The following is an 18,309-nucleotide window of genomic DNA, read 5'->3' as shown; positions in this document are numbered from 1 at the left end:
GTGCGGCGGATCGTGCGCCGCACCTCGGCGTTGAAGTCGTCCTCCCGGTAGCGGCCGGTCATGTTCGCCACGTCGATGCGCCAGCCGTCCAGCGAGAACGGCGGCTTCAGCCAGTGCGCCACCACGGACTCGGGTCCCTCGATGAACCACCTGCGCAGCTCCTGCGACGCCCAGTTCAGCTTCGGCAGGCTGGACACGCCGAGCCACGAGACGTACTCGGTGTGCTCGTCGTTCAGCCAGTAGAAGAAGTCGCTCTCCGGGGCATCCGGATGCCCGTACGCCGCCCGGAACCACTCGTGTCCGTCGCCGCAGTGATTGGTGGTGAGGTCCCCGATCACCTTCAGCCCGCGTTCGTGCGCTGCAGCGGTGAACCGTGCGAGGGCCTCATCGCCGCCGAGGAGCGAATCCACCTGGTGGAAGGATGACGCGTCGTAGCGGTGATTGGACCGGCCGGGGAACACGGGCGTGAGGTAGACGAGCGTGACGCCGAGGTCAGCCAGATAGTCGAGTCGTTCGGCTGCTCCGTCGAGGTCGCCGCCATAGAACTGCTTGGAGCGGCCAGGCGGTACGTCGTCGACCGGGTCTGTCCAGTTCGCCGGCAGCGCCCACTTCGGCAGCCGACGTGTGTCGGCCAAAGCCGAGCGGGCGAACCGGTCCGGGAATACCTGGTACAGCACGCTGGAACTCGCCCACTCCGGAGGTGCGTCGTAAGCGACGAGACGGAAGTCGTCGACGTCAAGCGTCTCGGTCGTCCACAGGCCGGTCGCGTTCAGCCACACGCTGGAGCCGTCGCCGCGCGTAATGAGGAACCGGTAACCGTGCACAGGGTTCTCGACCTCGATCGAGGCTTCCCACCAGTCCCAGCCCGGAGTGCTGCCCACGGACGAGGCATCGGCGAACCGTGGCTCGTGGTCGGGGTTCGACCTCGTGCGCACCGCCCGCACCGGACCGAACGAGCGCGGGATGCGCACCCGCACCCGAACGGTGTCACCGAGGCGCGGCGCCTGGTCGGAGACATAGAGCGGCGAACCGTCGTGGTGGGGCTGCATGGCTCGACAGTACTGTGCCCTGCAAACCGCATCGCGACACTCGTCACCGGAGGATCCGGAGCCGAATCAGAGCGCGCAGTCAGTGCCGGACCGGGCCCGTCGAGCCCCGCACGATCAGCCTCGTCGCCAGCTCCTCTCGCGGCGCATGGCCGTCGCCGCCGTCTCCCGTCCGGGCGATCCTCAGCAGCATCCGCAGGGCCGATGCGGCCATCTCGGCGATCGGCTGCTGCACGGTCGTCATCGGCGGGGAGGCCCAGCCCGCTTCGGGCAGGTCGTCGAACCCGACGACGCTCAGGTCGTCGGGAATCGAGAGCTTCAACTCCGCGGCTGCGTCGTATACGCCGAGCGCCAGGGTCTCGGTGCAGGCGAATATCGCCGTCGGGCGATCGGATGCCGACAGCATCTGAAGCGCAGCCTCTCTGCCGGATGAGCGCTTCCACCCGGCATGCGTGTGATGCGACGCCGCGAGGTCGATGCCGGCCGCGGCCAGCACGGATCGGAATCCGTCGAGGCGCGCCCTGCTGTACTCGAACGAGTCCGAGACGTCGATCACACCGACCTCTGAATGGCCAAGTGCGAGCAGGTGTTCGGCCGCCGACCGCCCACCTTGCCAGTTCATCGCCCCCACGCTGCCCACCCCGGGCGGAGGCGACGACATCGGATCGAGCAGCACCACCGGCCGGCCGGCATCCGACAGCCGCCGCCACTGATCGCGCGTCGGTTGGACGACCGCCAGGATCGCCCCGCACGACGAGCGGCGCAGCACCCTGTCGACCCAGTCCGACTCTTCACGCACGAGGGTGATCACGACGTCGAGATCCGCGTCGCTCGCGGCGGCCTCCACTCCGGTGAGAGCCCGGTTCGTCCACGAGCTCTCCCCCGATGCCAGAACGAAATCCACGAGGCCGGACTCCTGCGGTGCGGCAGCGCTCTTGGGCGGTGCGTAGCCGAGCTCCTCCGCGACTCGCAGGATGCGCTCCCTGGTCGCCGGCGCGACATCCGTACCGCCGCGAAGCGCCTTCGAAGCCGTCGGGATGCTCGTTCCCGCTCGCTCCGCGATCGCGGACAGCGTGGGGCGTCGTGCGACGTCATCACCGGCGAGGGCGGATCTCTTGGCAGCCACAGCGCCATCGTAGGGCAGAGTTTGCGCAAATCTTCGTCGACTGATTTGTTGCATTCCCCGACATATCGAGGCATGCTTCCGAACGTATCGAAAGTTGTGCGCTCGAATTGCGCAAACATCCATGGCCTGAACGGCAACGTTCAACGACGAACAATGCGGCGCGTGCCGCAAGGAGGAACCATGTCGACCTCGACACCTGCCAGCGCCTTCAGCCGGCGCGCATTTCTCTCCGTGGCCGGGGCGGGCATCGCCACCGCGGCCCTTGCCGCCTGCAGCTCGGGCGGCGGCAAGGGCTCATCCGGCGGAACGCTGAAGTTCTGGAACATGCCCTGGGGCGGAACGAAATTCAACCCGCTCGACAAGAAGATCACCCTCGCGTACAAGCCGGCCAAGGGGCTCCCCTCCGCTACCTACCAAGAGATCCAGTGGTCGAACTTCAACCAGACGTTCGCGTCGGCCGTCGCGTCGAACACCGGGCCTGCAGTGAGTTCCGGGGGCGGCACGCAGGCGTTCCAGTTCGCCAAGCAGGGCAAGATCGCCTACGCGGACAACCTCATCGAGAGCTGGAAGTCCAACGGCCTGTACGACGACTTCCTGCCCGGACTGCTCGACGCCATGAAGACCGAGAAGGGCTACGTCGCCATTCCGTACAACCTCGACATGCGCGTTCTCTGGTACAACAAGACGCTGCTCGACAAGGCGGGCGCCACCCCGCCGACCGACTGGCAGAGCTACCTGGATGCCGCGGCCGCGCTCAAGAAGATCGGCGTGTACGGGTTCAGCCTGAGCAGCAATACGAGCGGCGGAAACAGCTTCCAGACCTTCACCGGCGTCATGATCAACAACGGCGGCGGCCTCTTCGACGAGGAGCAGAAGCCGAACTGCGTCACGAACGCCAACATCGAAGCCCTCGACTGGGTCGTCGAGATGGTTCAGAAGGGCTACGTGGATCCCGGCAACCTCGGCTATTCCAGCACCAACACGAACACGCAGTGGAGCAAGGGCACCTGCGCGATGGGCATCGACGTGCCCGGTCTTCCGCAGAACGTGACCGGTCCGGTGCAGAAGGAACTCGTGCTCGGCGACCCGCTCGTGAGCGCCGCGGGCAAGAAGGGTGCGCTCTACTTCCCGAACAACATCATGATGTACAAGAACACCCCCAGCCAGAAGGGCTCCGAGGCGTTCCTGACCTACTACTACAAGCACATGTCCGCATTGTGGACGCAGAACACCGGCATCGGACTGCCGCCGCTGAAGTCGATCGCCCAGACGAGCGAGTTCAAGTCCAACCCGTCCAACGTCAAGCTGGTGGATGTTTGGCAGCCGATCTGCAAGACCTGGGCGGCTCCCGGCGGAACGGCTCTGTTCGCAAACGTGACGCTCGTCGACAGCACGCCGGCGATGACGACGTTCGCGCAGTCCGTGCTCTCGCAGAAGTCCACGCCGAAGGAAGCCCTCACCACACTGCAGAACACCCTCCTGTCGCAGCTGAAGAAGTGAGCCGGGCGGCGACCCGGTCCGGCACTCCGATGCCTGCCGCACCGGGTCGCCCGTCCTACGGTGGAACCATGACCGAGATCCAGACACGGGCGAGAACAGCAGAGGGTTTGCTGCCGGCATCCGGCAGCACCGGCCACGAGTGGTGGCGCACCGCGGTGATCTACCAGGTGTATCCGCGCTCGTTCGCCGACAGCAACGGAGACGGCGTCGGCGACCTGCCCGGCATCACGGCGCACCTGCCTGCGCTACAAGAGCTCGGCGTCGACGCGGTCTGGCTCTCCCCGTTCATGACGTCGCCGCAGCGCGACGCGGGATACGACGTGGCCGACTACTGCGACGTCGATCCGCTGTTCGGCACGCTCGACGACTTCGATCGGATGCTCGAAGCCGCCCACGCCCTCGGCCTGCGCGTCATCGTCGACCTGGTGCCCAACCACACGTCGTCCGATCACCGCTGGTTCCAGGAGGCGCTGGCATCCGCTGAAGGCAGCGAAGCACGCAGCCACTACTGGTTCCGTGACGGCAAGGGCGAGAACGGCGAGCTTCCGCCGAACAACTGGGAGTCGGTGTTCGGCGGACCCGCCTGGACCCGCACCACGAACGCCGACGGTACGCCGGGTCAGTGGTACCTGCACCTGTTCGACTCCTCGCAGCCCGACCTCAACTGGGAGAGTCCGTGGGTGTGGGAACAGTTCCGAGGCATCCTGCGGTTCTGGCTGGATCGCGGCGTCGACGGATTCCGCATCGACGTCGCACACGGCATGGTGAAGGCGAAGGGCCTGCCGGACTACACACCCGAGCAGCGCGGTGGATCGCTGAGCGGTGCCAGCGTGACCCTCGAGCCCGACATCAGCGACGAGGAGCCAGGCTCGCCGATGTGGGCGCAGGAGGGCGGCCACGACATCTTCCGCGACTGGCACAAGGTGTTGGCGGAGTACGACGGTGATCGTGCGCTCTGCGGAGAGGCGTGGGTGAGCCCGCCCGCCAAGCTCGCCAGGTATGTGCGCTCCGACGAGATGCAGCAGACGTTCAACTTCACCTACCTCGAGACACCGTGGAACCCGGATGCCCTGCGTGACGTGATCGCGGAGTCCCTCGCCGCGTTCAACGGCGTCGGGGCACCGAGCACGTGGGTGCTCTCGAACCACGACGTCATCAGGCATCCCACCCGCTTCGGCCTCATGGACGGCAGCCCGCAGGGCCACGGGATCGGGCCGAAGACGCCGTACCGCCCGAACAAGGCGCTCGGGCTGCAGCGAGCGCGTGCAGCGACGACGGTGATGCTCGCGCTGCCCGGGTCGGCGTACCTGTACCAGGGCGAGGAGCTCGGGCTGCCTGAGGTGATCGACCTGCCCGACTCCGCGCGGCAGGACCCGACGTGGTTTCGCACCGGAGGCGAGCGCTACGGGCGCGATGGATGCCGCGTGCCGATCCCGTGGACGGCGTCCGGGCCCTCGTACGGGTTCAGCGACAGCGGGAAGAGTTGGCTGCCGCAGCCGTCCGAGTGGGCGACCATGGCGCGCGACGTCGAGAGCGACGAGCCGGACTCCACGCTCTCGCTGTACAAGCTGCTGCTCGCCGAACGGGAGGAACGCTCGCTCGGCGGCGGGACCCTCGAATGGCTGGAGGGCTACGGCGACGACGTGGTCGCGTTCCGCAACGGGGATGTCACGGTGCTGGCGAACCTGGGGCGGGCATCGGTTCCGCTTCCGGCCGGCGAGGTGGTCCTCTCCAGCGAGCAGCTCGACGGGGATGAACTGCCCACCGACACGGCCGTGTGGATCTCGGACTGAGCCGGTTCAGCGGTCGACGACGCCGAGCTCGTCGAGAACGGGCTCGAGCTGTGCGAAGAGGCCGGGCTCGGCTGCGATGGTGAGCGCTCGGCTCGCCGCCGCGCCGTGCAGGCCGGCGACCTTCGCGCCCGCCTCCGTGGCCACGAGCGCACCGCCCGCGTGATCCCAGGGCTTCAGGCCCTTCTCGTAGTAGGCATCCAGCCGGCCGGCGGCGACGTTGCACAGGTCGAGCGACGCGGCACCGATGCGTCGGATGTCACGCACGCGCGGAATGAGCATGCTCACCGCCTCCGCCTGCAGGCCGCGTCGACGGGAGTCGTATGAGAAGCCCGTGCCCACGAGTGCGAGCGACAGCTGCTTTCCGGTGGCCACCTGTAGCCGCTTCGTCCCGAGATAGGCGCCACCACCGGCGCTCGCGGTGTACACCTCGCCGCTTGCGGGGTTCACCACGGCGGATGCCAGTGAGCGCCAGGTGTTCGGGTCGGGGTCACCCTCCACGACGGCAATCGAGACGGCGTAGGCCGGAATGCCGTAGAGGTAATTGACGGTGCCGTCGATGGGATCGACGATCCACGTCAGCCCGCTGCTGCTGGCGCTCGCGTCGCTCTCCTCGCCGAAGAAGCCGTCGCCGGGGCGTGCATCCGCGATGCGGCCGCGGATCAGATCCTCCGACTCGCGGTCCGCTGCGGTAACGATGTCTTCAGGCGCCGTCTTCGTCGCCGCAACCTCGACTCCCTCCTCGCGCCTAGTGCGGACGAGATCGCCCGCCTCGCAGGCGATCGTGCGGGCAAGAGTCAGGAGCTCATCGATCGAGGAGGGCACCCCTCGATGCTAGGGGGAGGATCTCTTTGGCGTGTCGCGGGCATCCGATCTATTCTCCTTTCATCGAAGTTCTGTTCGATTGTTCTGCGAGGAGGCCTGCCGTGAGCATCACTCATACCACCGACATCGTCACCGTCTGGATCGATGAAGACGGCATCCCGAGGCGGATGTTCTGGGCCGGCCGCCGCTACCGCGTCACCGACACGCCCACTCGGCTCGGGCCCGAACCCGGCGTTCCGCTGCGCCCGGCGATCACGCATCCGCCGACACCGCTGAAGGGCTGGCGCTTCCAGGGCACGAGCGACGACGGTGACACGCGAGTGTTCGACGTGCGCCTCGCGGACCTCGGCGTGTGGGAGCTGATTCGCGTGATCGACTGACGTCCATGGCAGCATGTGTTCGTGAGCACCGGGGCCGATGACTTCGCGCAGGATGCCGTCGATGCGGCGGAGATCGCCGCCGGGAGGCGCCCGTCGGACAAGCCGATCTACCGGGCGACACCGCAGGAGGCCATCGCCCGGTACTTCGCCAAGTACGCCGTGTTCCACGGCAGGGCCAGCCGCAGCGAGTTCTGGTGGGCGTACGCGCTGAACGTCGTGGTGTTCCTGATCGCGGGCATCGGTGTCGAGATGGCGAACAGTCTGGCTGGCCCGTCAGCGCCTCGACCGACGGCGGGGAGTACGGCGCTCGGCATCGTGTTCGGGCTGTATGTGCTCGCCGTGATCGTGCCGACGATCGCGGTGTTCGTGCGCCGGCTGCACGACGCGAACCTGGCCGGATGGTGGTTCCTGCTCACGCTCATTCCGTTCGCCGGTCAGGTGATCGGAGTGATCTTCGGCATCCTCCCGAAGCAGGGTTACGGAAAGCGGTTCGACCGGGCCTGACGGCTCGCTATTGGCCTGAACGCTTGCCGGTCTGCTGCTCCCAGAGTTCGAGCTCCCGGGTGAGCGCCTTCGCCAGTTCGAAGACCTGCTCAGGCGGAATGCGCACCCGGGTCACCACTCGTGCGTTCACGGAGCGCTGTGGTTCGCCATCCTCGTCGAGAGTCTCGGTCGCCGGACCGCGTAGTGATGCGAAGTCGAGCACGAACACGCTGTCGGTGTGCCAGATGCTGGCGAAGTCGGCGAAGCTGCCGGCTTCGACCTCGGTCGGGATGTCGAAGTTGATCTGCGTTGGCACGTTCCGCCGCTCATCGGGCATGCAGTCGAGCCTATCCGGGCATCCGCGATCCGTAGGGCCGTCGGCGCGCCTACCCGATCAGGCCGGATACGTCACCGGGAAGGCGGCGTCCTCGCCGGTGTGCTGCACGCTGTTCTGAGCATCCACCATGATGACCTTCGGTCGCACGGCGGATGCCTTGGACAGCTTCACCGACCCGTACGCCATGATGATCACCCGGTCGCCTACGCTGACCAGTCGGGCCGCCGCCCCGTTCGCGCCGATCACGCCAGAGCCCGGCTCGCCCTCGATGACATAGGTCTCGAACCGCTGGCCGTTGTCGATGTTGACCACGCTGACCTTCTCGCCGACCACGATGCCGGATGCCTCGAGCAGGTCGCGGTCCACCGTGAGCGACCCGACGTAGTGCAGATCCGCCCTCGTCACCGTGGCGCGATGGATCTTTGCTCGGAGCACGGTGATGCGCATGGGGGCCTTTCGGGGCAGCGATGCGGGGCGGATGCCGGAACTGACGAGGTGCGGCCGATGTGCGAAAACCCCCGCACAGCGAGGGTTTTCACGTGAGTGGCAGGTGAGGGATTCGAACCCCCGAAGGCTATGCCGGCTGATTTACAGTCAGATCCCTTTGGCCGCTTGGGTAACCTGCCGTGGCGCTCCCGACCACGTGTGATCACCTGACCGAAGGCGCGAACTCAAGGATACCCACGCACTCGCATCCGGTGAAATCGTCGCGGCTCGCGCCGCCTCAGGGCTTCGGGGCGTCGTCCGACGGCGAGCCGTCTCCGGGTGCAGCCGTGTCGCCCGGGGCGGGAGACTCCGGAGCCGGCGACGACGCAGGCGGTGCAGTGCGGGCATCCGTCGTGCCCAGCTCGGATGCCTCCTGGATGACCGTCTCATCGGACTCGGATGCGTTCGCATCGGGTTCCGGAAGCGTGCCACCGGCATCCGCGACGGCCTCGGCCGCGTCTTCGACCTGGCGCTCGGCTCGACGCGAGCGCACGACGCCGGCGATGATGAGCGCGATCACTCCCAGCAGCACGATTATGCCGGCGACGATCAGCCAGGGCGTCACGTTCGATCCGGTCGCGGCGAGGCCGCCGAAGTGTTCGGTCACGCCGACAGCATATTGGCGATTGAGGCGAGAGCCGGGCAAGCTCGCTTGCCTGGCCGAGCCGAGTGAGTCAGTGAGCGGCGAAGCCGCGATAGGGGGCGGTGGAACGCGGAGCCCCCAGACGCTTCGGCTCGCCCCTTAAACTCGCAGGGATACCGAATCGATCGCGTGAGGAGCTTTGAGGTCATGGCAGATTCGTCGTTCGACGTCGTCAGCAAGGTCGACAAGATGGAGGCCGACAACGCCGTCAACCAGGCACGCAAAGAGGTCGACCAGCGCTACGACTTCAAGAACGTGGGGGCATCGGTCGAGTGGAGCGGCGAGAAGATCCTGCTCAAGGCCAACTCGGAGGAGCGGGTGAAGGCCATCCTCGACGTGCTCGAGTCGAAGTTCATCAAGCGCGGTGTCTCGCTGAAGAGTCTGGATGCCGGTGAGCCGTACGCAAGCGGCAAGGAGTTCCGGCTCGAGGTGGCGCTCAAGCAGGGCATCGATCAGGATGCCGGCAAGAAGATCAACAAGCTGATCCGCGACGAGGCACCGAAGTCGGTGAAGAGCCAGATCCAGGGCGACGAGGTGCGCGTCTCGTCGAAGAGCCGCGACGACCTGCAGGCCACGATCGCGCTGCTGAAGAAGGCCGACGTCGACGTCGACCTGCAGTTCGTGAACTTCCGCTGAGACGGGCATCCATGCCGCTGCCTTCCACGGACACCACCGTTCTGTACGCCTCCGGTGGACCCGAGGCGCTGCGTGCTGAGTCCGTCGTGCTGCACCTTCAGCCCTACGGCGATCAGCAGGAGCTCGTGCTGCTGGACCGCACGCCGGCCCATCCGGTCGACCGTGCTTGGCCAGACCAGGGGCCCGACACGGGCTGGATCGTCGTCGACGGACGCGAGCTGCCGCTCGTCGACGTCATGGTGGGCGCGACCGACGGCACGAACCTGTTCGTCGGCGACGACGTTCCCGTGCGACGCGGCACGGAGGGCTGGGCGTTCGTCGTCGTGCACGTGCTTCAGGCTCCGAGCCGCATCGCGGTCGGCGACGAGGTGGTCGCGAGCGTCGATGCGGCGCATCGCCGCGAGCTCTCCGTCGGACACACGCTCTGCCACCTGGCGTCGCTTGCAATGAACGCGGCGCTCTCCGATCGATGGACCAAGCCGGTACGAGAGGATGCCCTTGGCCGCCCCGACTTCGATCACGAGGCGATCCAGTCCTCGACGATCGTGCCGAACGGATCCGTCGACGTCTTCCGACTCAACAAGTCCCTGCGGCGCAAGGGCTTCGCGACCGACGGGCTCGCGGATGCGCTCGAGGGTGCCGCTGCGGCCGCATCGGATGCGCTTCGCGCGTGGATCGCGACGGATGCTCCGGTGCGCATCGAGCGCGACGGCGACGGTCTCAGCGACCCGCGGTTCTGGGTGTGTGAGCTGCCGGAGGTGTCGGAAGGACCTGCCGCGGGACCGGCCGCGACGGCGCGGATCGCATGCGGCGGCACCCACGTCAGCTCGCTCGGCGAGCTGGGCGAGACATCCGTCATGCTGGAACTGGGCGACGACGCGGGCACTCCCACCCTGACCATGCGGTGCACGGCACTGCCGCGCTGAAAGCGACGCCGGGAAGTCCGCCCCTGCCACGTCAGCGGATTGCGCACGTCGGGTTCAGACCTGCGAGCGTGCTAGACGCGACTGCGCTCGCGTAGGGCGATGTCCAGCCCTTCAGGGCGGAGCGGATGCCGATCGTATAGCTCGCGGAGAGAGTGCCGCTCAGGAGGGGCAACGTCATCGTCGTGGTGTAGGACGGCGCCGCGCCGCTGGAGGGTGTGGTGCTCACACCCGTTCCGGTCGCGAGACCGTTCAGCGAGGTGGCCGGCACCGTGCCAGTGGCCGATGCGAAGGCGGCATTGCTTGGCATCGTGAGGGCCGGAGAAACCGAGGGGAATGACCACGTCAGAGTCGCGACGGGAGCGAGTCCCAGCGTTCCGGTGACGTACGAGCACTTCGTGATCGTGGGCTGCTGCAGCGTCATCGCCGTGAACGTCGCGCTTCCGTAGTCGGATGCCCGCCAGCTCGCATCCGTCGGCGCGGGCTGCAACGCGACGCCCGCGAACACTGCGGCGAGCGCGACACTGGCGGCCACCGCGCGCACAGCCCACTTTCGCCTAGGCACGGCGACGACTCCGCGCCAGCCCCAGGATGGCGAAACCGCCCACCACGGCCGCAAGCCCGAGCAGCGCGGCGCTCAGCGACGGCTGTCCGCCGGTGGCCGCGAGCTCGTCGTCAGCATCCGCTCCCGATGCATCGACGGTGAGGCGCAGCAGCACCTGCCCCGAGGTGCCGTTCGGGGCATCCGATGCGAGCGTGACCCTCGCCTGCACCCACACGTCCGCGGGTATTGGTCGCGACGGGTCGGTCAGCGCTTCCACCGCATCCGGCAACGCATCCGTTGAGGTGGCGGGCAGGATGACGCGTTCCGCTCGGGTGCAGAGAGAACCATCCCATGCGGCAGTGCAGCCACGCAGCTCGACCTCAGTGGGCACCCGAGCGGCGCCCGAGACCAGCCCGCCGCTCGCGGTGAGGACGCCGACGAGCTTGCTCACGGGCATCCGGCCCACGGTGACGCCCACATCCCACAGGGAGGTCTCGCCGGGCGTCAGGGCGTGGACGGTGCTCGCCGGGTCGGCAGTGAGCACGAGGGGCGGTTCGCCTGCAGCGACCGACGCGCCGATCGCCGGCACAGGGCGGAGCAGCGCGAGCCCGACGACGGCGAGGAGGATGGCCGCAGCCAGCCCGCAGGAGTACAACGCAACGCTGAATCGACCACGTACCGGCTTAGTTACGTCCCGCGTGCTGCCCCTTCCGACGCCCATGGTCGCCACGCTCACGTGCCTTCCGCTTGGTCACTCTCGGAAGACCCGTCACGCGTGTCGGCACGCGGCCAGAGCACCCAGACGATGAGCGCGGCGACGGCGATCGTGATGCCGCCGAGAACGAACGGGTTGCCGAGCCAGACCACCGCATACGCGAGACCGGGCACCGACCACAGCACGAGCTTCACCGTGCGCACGATGTAGGGCTCGGCGTCGGGCTCCCGGTTCGCATCGCCCTTGAGCACAAGCTCTGTCGTGCCATCCGGTCCTGGGCGCGTGCTGACGACTCGATGCGTGATCGGGAGTTCGCCGGATCTGCTCACGGTGACCACCTCGCCGACCCGGGCATCCTGCGCCGGGATCTGCTTCACGACGGCGAGCGATCCCGTCGGGATCTGCGGTGCCATCGACCCGGTCTTGAACATGATCAGGCTGACGTTGAAGACCAGTGCGATCACGACGAGCACGATGCACAACGACCCGAGCACCGCGGCGATGTTCAGCAGGGTCGTGCGCACGCCGCCGACGAAGCGTGAGGCTCCCGACGGGCGCCGCAAGGCCGGCTGATCAGGCGCTACCGTCAATTCGACTGGGCCGCGAACTGCCACGTCGCTGCGCCGCTCTGACCCTGTTGCAGATTTGCGCCGGCCGTGACGATGATGCAGACCTGCACGGCCGTTCCTGCCTGGGTGTTCGGGCTGCCTGCCGAAAGCGGGAACGTGACCGAGGCGGGAACCGTGCCGACAGAGGTGCCGCCCGACACGAGTGTTGTTCCGGTGGCCGAGGCATTACAGGTTCCGGTCGCGGCCAGCTGGATCATGGTGTACGTCAGATTCGTGACCGTGCCGGTCGTTCCGCCCGACTGCACGGTCACCGTGGCGTTCGAGGTGGTTCCGGCGCCAAGGCGCACCCAGTACGCCGCGTACGTGGTATCGCTCGGCGACAGGTTCGAGACTCCCGTGCTGAAGGCCAGCGTCGCACCGGGCGCCGCCGGATGGGCGCTATAGGTTGCGCCGTCCGTCGCGCCCTCGATCGTGAACGTGCCTGCTTGGAACGTCCCCGTTGCGAACTCGGAGGCATTCCAGGCAGCGAGCGTCACAGCGGCGCCCACGCCGAGAACGATGCCTCCCGCCAGGATCGCCCTAATGATTCCCTTGCGATTGCGCGCGACAGCCATGGTGCACGCCACCCCCCTGTGGTGCATCAACCGCCGATCGGCCTCCCGAACCGTCGACGCCGGCCACCCCGATGCGACCGGAGATCAGTAAAACACGGGAGGGATGCTGCCTCTACCCCTCTTCGGCGGGTGACACGGCTGCCTACGGGTGGTTGGAGACGCGCACCATCTCCTCGCGGGGGACGACCTTGATGCGGGCGCGGCCCTGCTCGGCGCCGCGCGCCTGCTCGAACGCGTCGAGGTTGTGCCAGCCGTCGAGGTTCGTGAACTCGACACCGCGCGCGTTCAGCAGCTCGACGATCGACGCCTCGGAGGGATCGGCGGGCGTCCACCAGTTGCCGAGGTCGTTGATGAGGTGCGACACCGTCTCCATCGCGTCGGACTTGGTGTGCCCGATGAGGCCGACCGGTCCGCGCTTGATCCAGCCGGTGGCGTAGACGCCGTAGAACTGCGTGTTGTCCTTGGCGCGCAGCACCTGACCCTCGTGGTTCGGGATGACTCCGTGCCGCTTGTCGAACGGCACGCCGGGAAGCGGCGACCCGAAGTATCCGACCGCGCGGTACGCAGCCTGCACAGGCACCTCGCGGAGCTCGCCCGTGCCGACGACTCCGCCATGGCCGTCCGGCGCGGTGCGCTCGTAGCGGATGGCCGACACGTGTCCGTTCCCGTCGTCGACGAGCGCGACCGGCCGGGCGTAGAAGTGCAGGTGCAGCCGGCGGGATGCCTGACCCACCTCACGCTGCCGCCACTGCTGCAGCACCCGATCGATCACCATCACCTGCTTGTTGCCTGCGATCACCTCGCGGTCGTGGTCGTCGTAGTGGAAGTCCTCGTCGTACAGGATCATGTCCACGTCGCGCAGCTCGCCGAGCTCGCGCAGCTCGAGGGGCGTGAACTTCACCGACGTCGGGCCACGCCGCCCGAAGACGTGCACGTCGGTCACCGGGGACGCCTTCAGCCCGTCGTAGACGTTGTCGGGGATCTCGGTGGGGAGCAGGTCGTCGGCGTGCTTGGCCAGGATGCGCGAGACATCCAGAGCCACGTTGCCGTTGCCGATCACGGCCACCGACTGCGCATCCAGTGGCCAGGTGCGCGGGTAGTCGGGATGCCCGTCGTACCAGCTGACGAAATCGGCAGCACCGAACGACCCCTCGAGCTCGATGCCCGGGATGTTCAGGCTGGCGTCGTGCACCGCCCCGGTCGCGAAGATGACGGCGTTGTAGTGCTGTCTGAGGTCCTCGAGGGTGATGTCGGTTCCGAAGCGCACGTTGCCGAAGATGCGGATGTCTCCGCGGTCCAGCACCTCGCGCAGCGCCGTGATGATGCCCTTGATGCGCGGGTGGTCGGGGGCGACCCCGTATCGTACGAGGCCGTACGGTGCGGGCAGCTGGTCGAACAGGTCGATCGACACCTCGAACTCGCGCTCCGCCTTCAGCAGGATGTCGGCGGCGTAGATTCCGGCCGGTCCCGCGCCGACGATCGCCAGGCGGAGTTTGGTCATGGCGGGTTCCCTTTCCTGCCTCTTGTCTGCGTGGAGGGCGCTGCTGGCGTGCATGGGACGCATCCGTTCCGCGTTGGTCGCGTGCGCTCGGTCCTAGCTGGACCGCTCGACGATCGTATCGGCGAACCGGGTGAGCGCCCGTTTCACGGGACCCTGCGGCAGCGGCGCGATCGCCTCGACCGCCTCGCGCGCCCAGCGGTGCGCCTCGTCGAGCGTCTCCTGGGTGACCGGATGCTCGCGCAGGGCGGCGACCGCTTCGCTCACGTCTTTCGTGTCGGGAGCGCCGAGCACCTCGGTGTCGAGACGTTCGAGCAGCGCGGATGCCCGCGCATCCGTCGGCGCCAGCGCCCGCAGCTTCAGGAGGGGCAGCGTCGCGACCCCAGCACGGAGGTCGGTGCCCGGGGTCTTGCCGGTCTCATCGGCCTTGCCAGAGAGGTCGATCACGTCGTCGATGAGCTGGAACCCGACGCCGACCTTCTCGCCGAACTCCATGACGGGCGCGATGTACTCCTCGGGCGCGCCCGAGAACATGACGCCCATCTGGGCTGCTGCGGCGATAAGCGATCCGGTCTTGTCGGCGAGCACCTGGATGTAGTGCTCGACCGGGTCGTCGCCCTCGTTCGGGCCGATGGTCTCGTGCAGCTGGCCGAGGCACAGCCGCTCGAATGTGTCGGCCTGAAGCCTGATCGCGCCCTCACCCAGGCTCGCGACGAGCTGGCTGGCTCGAGCGAACAGCAGGTCGCCGGTGAGCACGGCCACCGAATTGCCCCAGACGTGCTGGGCGCTCGGCACCCCGCGCCTGGTCTGGGCCTCGTCCATCACGTCGTCGTGGTAGAGCGACGCGAGGTGCGTGATCTCCACGGCCTGCGCGGCGATGATCACCTCGCGCGTCGCACCGTCGCCGAGCTGCGCAGTGAGGAGCGTCAGCATCGGGCGCACCCGCTTGCCACCGGCGTTCAGCAGGTAACGAGCCGTGACATCCGCGATCTCGTCCGCATAGCGCACCTGCTCGCTCAGCCCCTGCTCGACGAGCTCGAGCCCGTCGTCGATGCGGGCGGCGAAGCGCTTGTCGGAGCCGGAGGCGAAGATGCGATCACTGAGCCCGAGCTGGCTCGTGAGTGTCGTCCCGCGACGCGCGAGCGGCATCGATGCCACTACCGGTCACCCCGTTCGCCGACGAAGCCGCGGTGCAGCGCGACGATCCCGAACGTGAGGTTGCGGTATGCGACGCGTTTGAAGCCCGCGCCGCTGATCCGGTGTGCGAGCTCCTGCTGCGCCGGCCAGTCCCTGATGGACTCCATGAGGTACGCGTACGCGACCGGATTCGACGACGCGAGCCGCGCGAACACGGGCATCCCGTACTCCAGATAGGCGTAATACGCGGCACGGATGACGGATGCCGGCGGCCGCGAGAACTCGCAGACGACGAGCCTGCCTCCGGGCTTCGTCACCCGGAAGAACTCGCGCAGCGCGGCATCCGGATCGACGATGTTGCGCAGCCCGAAGGAGATGGTCACGGCGTCGAAGCTGTCGTCGTCGAACGGGAGCCCAGTGGCATCCGCCTGAACGAACTCGATGTTCGGGTTGCCCGCGTGTCGGCGCTCCCCGACGGCGATCATTCCCGGCGAGAAGTCTGCAGCGATCACGCGGGCGCCGGAGCGGGCGAGTGACGCACTGGATGTTCCGGTGCCGGCGGCGACGTCGAGTACGAGCTGGCCGGGACGCGGATCGACGGCCCGAGTGGTGGCCACACGCCACAGCGCATCGATGCCGACCGTCGACACGGCGTTCATGCGGTCGTAGCCGACCGAGACCTCATCGAACATCGCCGCGACGTCCGACGGCTGCTTGCTCAGGTCGGCCCTACTCACTCGGTCAAGCTTACGGGCGATTGAGGCGAGAGCGCCGCGAGCTCGCTCGCGGGGCCGACCCGATTGAGTCCGTGAGTGGCGCAGCCGCGATAGAGGCGATTGAGGCGAGAGCGCCGCGAGCGAGCCCGTCAAGGCCCTCGTCGCACGAAGGTGCCGTCAAGGGCGCCGACGTACGCTAGTGCGGTGACCGTAATCGCGACCCCGACACACGCGAGCCGAGTACAGGCGCTGACGGTCGAGACCACCCCGCTCGACGACGTCAGACACATCATCCCCTTCACTGACTCGCACGCCCCCCTTGTATGGCTACGCAAGGGAGAGGGCATCGCCGGCGTCGGCGAAGCGTTGCGGTTCGAGTTCCGCGGCCCGGACCGCATCGCTCAGGCGTCGGCCGCGTGGAAACAGGTCGCATCGCTCTCCACGGTCAGCGACGCGGTCCGGATGCCCGGCACCGGCCTCGTCGCGTTCGGCACGTTCGCGTTCGACGACGACAGTGCGGCGACGAGCGTGCTGATCGTGCCCGAGGTCATCATCGGGCGGCGGGAGGGGCGTTCCTGGATCACGCGCATCCGTCACTCCGACGAGCACGCCATGCCCGCGCCGCCGCACCCCCAGCCTTTCGGCGCCGAGTACCGGCTCACCATGCTGCCCGGCGCGCTCACCCGCGAGGCGTACAAGCGCGCGGTCGGCGTCGCCGTTGACCGCATCCACAGTGGCGACGTGGAGAAGGTCGTGCTCGCGCGCGACCTCCGGGCGCACCTGCCGGTCGAGTCAGATGTACGACGCGCCCTCGTCGAACTCGCGCTCGGGTACCCGCAGTGCTGGACGTATGCCGTGGACGGCATGCTCGGGTCGAGTCCGGAGACGCTCGTGCGCGTCCACCACGGAACGCTCGACGCCCGCATTCTCGCCGGCACCAGCGGACGCGGACGCGACGCCGAGTCGGACCACGACTCGGCCGCGGCGCTGCTCGCCAGCGCGAAGGATCTGCAGGAGCACGCCGTCGCCGTTCGCAGCGTCACGCAGGCGCTGACCCGGCACACGTCGACGCTCGAGACGAGCGCCGAGCCGTTCCCCCTGAAGCTTCCGAACCTGTGGCACCTGGCGACGGATGTCTCCGGAACCCTGAGCGACGGCTCCGGCTCACTCGACCTGGTTGCGGCGCTGCATCCGACCGCCGCAGTGGCGGGAACGCCGACGGATGCCGCGCTGCGACTCATCCGCGAGCTCGAGCCGTTCGATCGTGAGCGCTACGCAGGCCCGGTCGGCTGGATCGGTTCCGACGGCGACGGCGAGTGGGCGATCGCCCTGCGCGGTGCACAGGTCGCGCCGTCTGGCGACATCACCGCATATGCCGGTTGCGGCATCATGGCCGACTCGGTCCCGGAACGCGAGCTCGCGGAGACGAGCATGAAGTTCCGGCCCATCACGGAAGCGTTCCAGTAAGCGGCATCACCGCGGCAGGAGCACCTCCACGATGCTCGTTCCGGCGGGTGGCGCGGACAGCGCCTGGTCCAGTTCGCCGCGGGTCTCCACGCGTCGATAGTCCCAGCCGTACGCCGCGGCGAGCGCGGCCACGTCGACGGGCTGGGGGGTCGTGAGCACTCGCCGCATCGCGTCAGCGGGAGCGGTCGCCGCCACCTCCAGCGAGTCGAAGATGGTGCCGCCGCCGTCGTTGCCGACCACCACCTGAATCGTGGGGCGTCGCTCCCCCTCGCCGAACAGCAGGGCTCCCACGTCGTGCAGCAGCGCGAGGTCGCCGAGCAGCACTCGGGTCGCGCCCGTCCCCTGCCCGTGCGGGGACGCGCCGGGTGCTGGCTGCGCGGCCAGCGCGATGCCGATCGCCGTGGCGATCGTGCCGTCGATGCCGGCCAGCCCGCGGTTCGCGTGCACGGGGATCTTCTTGCCCGGCACGATGGCATCCAGGTCCCGGATCAGCCGCGAAGCGCCCAGCACGAGCCGGTCGTGCGGCCAGGTGAACCGCCACAACGCTTCCACGAGCATCCGCCTCGTCACAGGCGCGCGCACCGCGGCCAGCTCCGTCTTCGCGAACGCGAGCCGTTGCTCCGGCGAGTTCGAACGGCCGGCCTCGACGTCGGGGGCGACGTGATCCGCGGATGCCTGGGCATCCTCCTCGAGCAGCGTCCGGCTCGCGAACACCCAGCGCCCGACCCAGGCACGGGCATCCTCGTCGAGCGAGCCCGCCTCGACGGATGCCACGATGCGCGCCGACCGGGCGGGGTCGTAGACCTCCTCGCCGACGGGCGCGACCACGACGACCTCGACGTCGTCGCGCTTCAACAGGGCCGGGACTTCGCGG

General features: G+C 68.2%; 21 protein-coding genes and 1 tRNA gene. 7 read left to right on the top strand and 15 right to left on the bottom strand.

The window, feature by feature from the left end:
* Both ACTHNC_RS17015 and ACTHNC_RS17010 read right to left on the bottom strand, forming a co-directional pair.
* Positions 1-1,049 (bottom strand): alpha-amylase family glycosyl hydrolase (locus tag ACTHNC_RS17015; RefSeq protein WP_440295810.1); only part of this gene is annotated, 1,049 nt, incomplete at its 3' end.
* Between the two features lie 79 nt (positions 1,050-1,128).
* Positions 1,129-2,172: a LacI family DNA-binding transcriptional regulator gene (locus ACTHNC_RS17010; protein ID WP_440295809.1), complete on the bottom strand. Its 1,044-nt coding sequence runs from the start codon at positions 2,170-2,172 to the stop codon at positions 1,129-1,131.
* A 180-nt stretch (positions 2,173-2,352) separates the two neighbouring features.
* Here ACTHNC_RS17010 and ACTHNC_RS17005 point away from each other — a divergent pair, with 180 nt between their 5' ends.
* Together ACTHNC_RS17005 and ACTHNC_RS17000 are read left to right on the top strand one after the other, a co-directional pair.
* On the top strand, positions 2,353-3,672 hold the full coding sequence (locus tag ACTHNC_RS17005; protein ID WP_440295808.1) for an ABC transporter substrate-binding protein: 1,320 nt from the start codon (positions 2,353-2,355) through the stop codon (positions 3,670-3,672).
* 68 nt (positions 3,673-3,740) lie between these two features.
* Positions 3,741-5,465 carry a glycoside hydrolase family 13 protein gene (locus tag ACTHNC_RS17000; protein ID WP_440295807.1) on the top strand — a complete coding sequence of 575 codons (1,725 nt, stop codon included), beginning with the start codon at positions 3,741-3,743 and terminating at the stop codon, positions 5,463-5,465.
* Between the two features lie 6 nt (positions 5,466-5,471).
* Here the strand turns inward: ACTHNC_RS17000 and ACTHNC_RS16995 are convergent, their stop codons facing one another.
* Entirely contained in the window at positions 5,472-6,287 is an 816-nt protein-coding gene (locus ACTHNC_RS16995; protein WP_440295806.1) for an inositol monophosphatase family protein, read from the bottom strand.
* 101 nt (positions 6,288-6,388) lie between these two features.
* Here ACTHNC_RS16995 and ACTHNC_RS16990 point away from each other — a divergent pair, with 101 nt between their 5' ends.
* Positions 6,389-6,667: a DUF6504 family protein gene (locus tag ACTHNC_RS16990; RefSeq protein WP_440295805.1), complete on the top strand. Its 279-nt coding sequence runs from the start codon at positions 6,389-6,391 to the stop codon at positions 6,665-6,667.
* A gap of 21 nt (positions 6,668-6,688) precedes the next feature.
* On the top strand, positions 6,689-7,171 hold the full coding sequence (locus tag ACTHNC_RS16985) for a DUF805 domain-containing protein (RefSeq protein WP_440295804.1): 483 nt from the start codon (positions 6,689-6,691) through the stop codon (positions 7,169-7,171).
* Between the two features lie 7 nt (positions 7,172-7,178).
* Here the strand turns inward: ACTHNC_RS16985 and ACTHNC_RS16980 are convergent, their stop codons facing one another.
* The 4 genes from ACTHNC_RS16980 to ACTHNC_RS16965 all read right to left on the bottom strand — a co-directional run bounded on the left by ACTHNC_RS16980 (position 7,179) and on the right by ACTHNC_RS16965 (position 8,580).
* Positions 7,179-7,487 (bottom strand): DUF3467 domain-containing protein, encoded by a 309-nt coding sequence (locus ACTHNC_RS16980; RefSeq protein ID WP_440295803.1) that lies wholly within the window; start codon positions 7,485-7,487, stop codon positions 7,179-7,181.
* Between the two features lie 57 nt (positions 7,488-7,544).
* Positions 7,545-7,934 (bottom strand): aspartate 1-decarboxylase, encoded by a 390-nt coding sequence (gene panD, locus ACTHNC_RS16975; RefSeq protein ID WP_440295802.1) that lies wholly within the window; start codon positions 7,932-7,934, stop codon positions 7,545-7,547.
* Positions 7,935-8,031: 97 nt separating this feature from the next.
* Positions 8,032-8,113 (bottom strand) — tRNA-Tyr (locus ACTHNC_RS16970).
* 98 nt (positions 8,114-8,211) lie between these two features.
* A complete protein-coding gene (locus ACTHNC_RS16965; protein WP_440295801.1) occupies positions 8,212-8,580 on the bottom strand; it encodes an LPXTG cell wall anchor domain-containing protein in 369 nt (122 codons plus the stop codon).
* A 183-nt stretch (positions 8,581-8,763) separates the two neighbouring features.
* Between ACTHNC_RS16965 and ACTHNC_RS16960 the strand changes: the two genes are divergently transcribed.
* Complete coding sequence (locus ACTHNC_RS16960) at positions 8,764-9,252, top strand: YajQ family cyclic di-GMP-binding protein (protein WP_440295800.1); 489 nt, start codon at positions 8,764-8,766, stop codon at positions 9,250-9,252.
* Between the two features lie 11 nt (positions 9,253-9,263).
* Positions 9,264-10,178 (top strand): metal-dependent hydrolase, encoded by a 915-nt coding sequence (locus tag ACTHNC_RS16955; RefSeq protein ID WP_440295799.1) that lies wholly within the window; start codon positions 9,264-9,266, stop codon positions 10,176-10,178.
* A gap of 31 nt (positions 10,179-10,209) precedes the next feature.
* Here ACTHNC_RS16955 and ACTHNC_RS16950 read toward each other — a convergent pair whose 3' ends face one another.
* The 7 genes from ACTHNC_RS16950 to ACTHNC_RS16920 form a co-directional block, all read right to left on the bottom strand.
* Complete coding sequence (locus ACTHNC_RS16950; RefSeq protein WP_440295798.1) at positions 10,210-10,740, bottom strand: hypothetical protein; 531 nt, start codon at positions 10,738-10,740, stop codon at positions 10,210-10,212.
* Positions 10,733-11,455: an LPXTG cell wall anchor domain-containing protein gene (locus ACTHNC_RS16945; RefSeq protein WP_440295797.1), complete on the bottom strand. Its 723-nt coding sequence runs from the start codon at positions 11,453-11,455 to the stop codon at positions 10,733-10,735. Before ACTHNC_RS16945 ends, ACTHNC_RS16950 begins: the two co-directional genes overlap by 8 nt.
* Entirely contained in the window at positions 11,452-11,958 is a 507-nt protein-coding gene (locus ACTHNC_RS16940; RefSeq protein ID WP_440295796.1) for a signal peptidase I, read from the bottom strand. Before ACTHNC_RS16940 ends, ACTHNC_RS16945 begins: the two co-directional genes overlap by 4 nt.
* Positions 11,959-12,020: 62 nt before the next feature.
* The gene (locus tag ACTHNC_RS16935; protein ID WP_440295795.1) at positions 12,021-12,617 is read right to left on the bottom strand and encodes a SipW-dependent-type signal peptide-containing protein; all 597 of its coding nucleotides are present in this window, start codon (positions 12,615-12,617) and stop codon (positions 12,021-12,023) included.
* 142 nt (positions 12,618-12,759) lie between these two features.
* Complete coding sequence (locus tag ACTHNC_RS16930) at positions 12,760-14,118, bottom strand: FAD-dependent oxidoreductase (protein ID WP_440295794.1); 1,359 nt, start codon at positions 14,116-14,118, stop codon at positions 12,760-12,762.
* Positions 14,119-14,211: 93 nt separating this feature from the next.
* A complete protein-coding gene (locus ACTHNC_RS16925; protein WP_440295811.1) occupies positions 14,212-15,264 on the bottom strand; it encodes a polyprenyl synthetase family protein in 1,053 nt (350 codons plus the stop codon).
* A gap of 8 nt (positions 15,265-15,272) precedes the next feature.
* Positions 15,273-15,989, bottom strand: coding sequence for a class I SAM-dependent methyltransferase (locus tag ACTHNC_RS16920; protein WP_440295793.1), 717 nt, complete (start codon positions 15,987-15,989; stop codon positions 15,273-15,275).
* Between the two features lie 183 nt (positions 15,990-16,172).
* On the opposite strand from ACTHNC_RS16920, the gene ACTHNC_RS16915 reads away from it, so the two are divergent.
* Positions 16,173-17,435 carry an isochorismate synthase gene (locus ACTHNC_RS16915; protein ID WP_440295792.1) on the top strand — a complete coding sequence of 421 codons (1,263 nt, stop codon included), beginning with the start codon at positions 16,173-16,175 and terminating at the stop codon, positions 17,433-17,435.
* A gap of 6 nt (positions 17,436-17,441) precedes the next feature.
* On the opposite strand, the gene ACTHNC_RS16910 is transcribed toward ACTHNC_RS16915, so the two are convergent.
* On the bottom strand, positions 17,442-18,309 hold an 868-nt coding region (locus ACTHNC_RS16910), incomplete at its 5' end, for a thiamine pyrophosphate-dependent enzyme (protein ID WP_440295791.1).

Origin of the sequence: Humibacter sp. (genome assembly GCF_051954055.1) — a bacterium.
In the GTDB taxonomy this organism is placed as follows: domain Bacteria; phylum Actinomycetota; class Actinomycetes; order Actinomycetales; family Microbacteriaceae; genus Humibacter.
This window is presented reverse-complemented; position numbering and strand designations above follow the sequence as displayed.

Excerpts from the sequence above, each read along its gene's own strand:
- panD (WP_440295802.1), bottom strand. The coding sequence starts at position 7,934 with ATGCGCATCACCGTGCTCCGAGCAAAGATCCATCGCGCCACGGTGACG.
- ACTHNC_RS16925 (WP_440295811.1), bottom strand. The coding sequence starts at position 15,264 with ATGCCGCTCGCGCGTCGCGGGACGACACTCACGAGCCAGCTCGGGCTC.
- ACTHNC_RS17005 (WP_440295808.1), top strand. The coding sequence starts at position 2,353 with ATGTCGACCTCGACACCTGCCAGCGCCTTCAGCCGGCGCGCATTTCTC.
- ACTHNC_RS16935 (WP_440295795.1), bottom strand. The coding sequence starts at position 12,617 with ATGGCTGTCGCGCGCAATCGCAAGGGAATCATTAGGGCGATCCTGGCG.
- ACTHNC_RS17000 (WP_440295807.1), top strand. The coding sequence starts at position 3,741 with ATGACCGAGATCCAGACACGGGCGAGAACAGCAGAGGGTTTGCTGCCG.
- ACTHNC_RS16980 (WP_440295803.1), bottom strand. The coding sequence starts at position 7,487 with ATGCCCGATGAGCGGCGGAACGTGCCAACGCAGATCAACTTCGACATC.
- ACTHNC_RS16960 (WP_440295800.1), top strand. The coding sequence starts at position 8,764 with ATGGCAGATTCGTCGTTCGACGTCGTCAGCAAGGTCGACAAGATGGAG.
- ACTHNC_RS16930 (WP_440295794.1), bottom strand. The coding sequence starts at position 14,118 with ATGACCAAACTCCGCCTGGCGATCGTCGGCGCGGGACCGGCCGGAATC.
- ACTHNC_RS16955 (WP_440295799.1), top strand. The coding sequence starts at position 9,264 with ATGCCGCTGCCTTCCACGGACACCACCGTTCTGTACGCCTCCGGTGGA.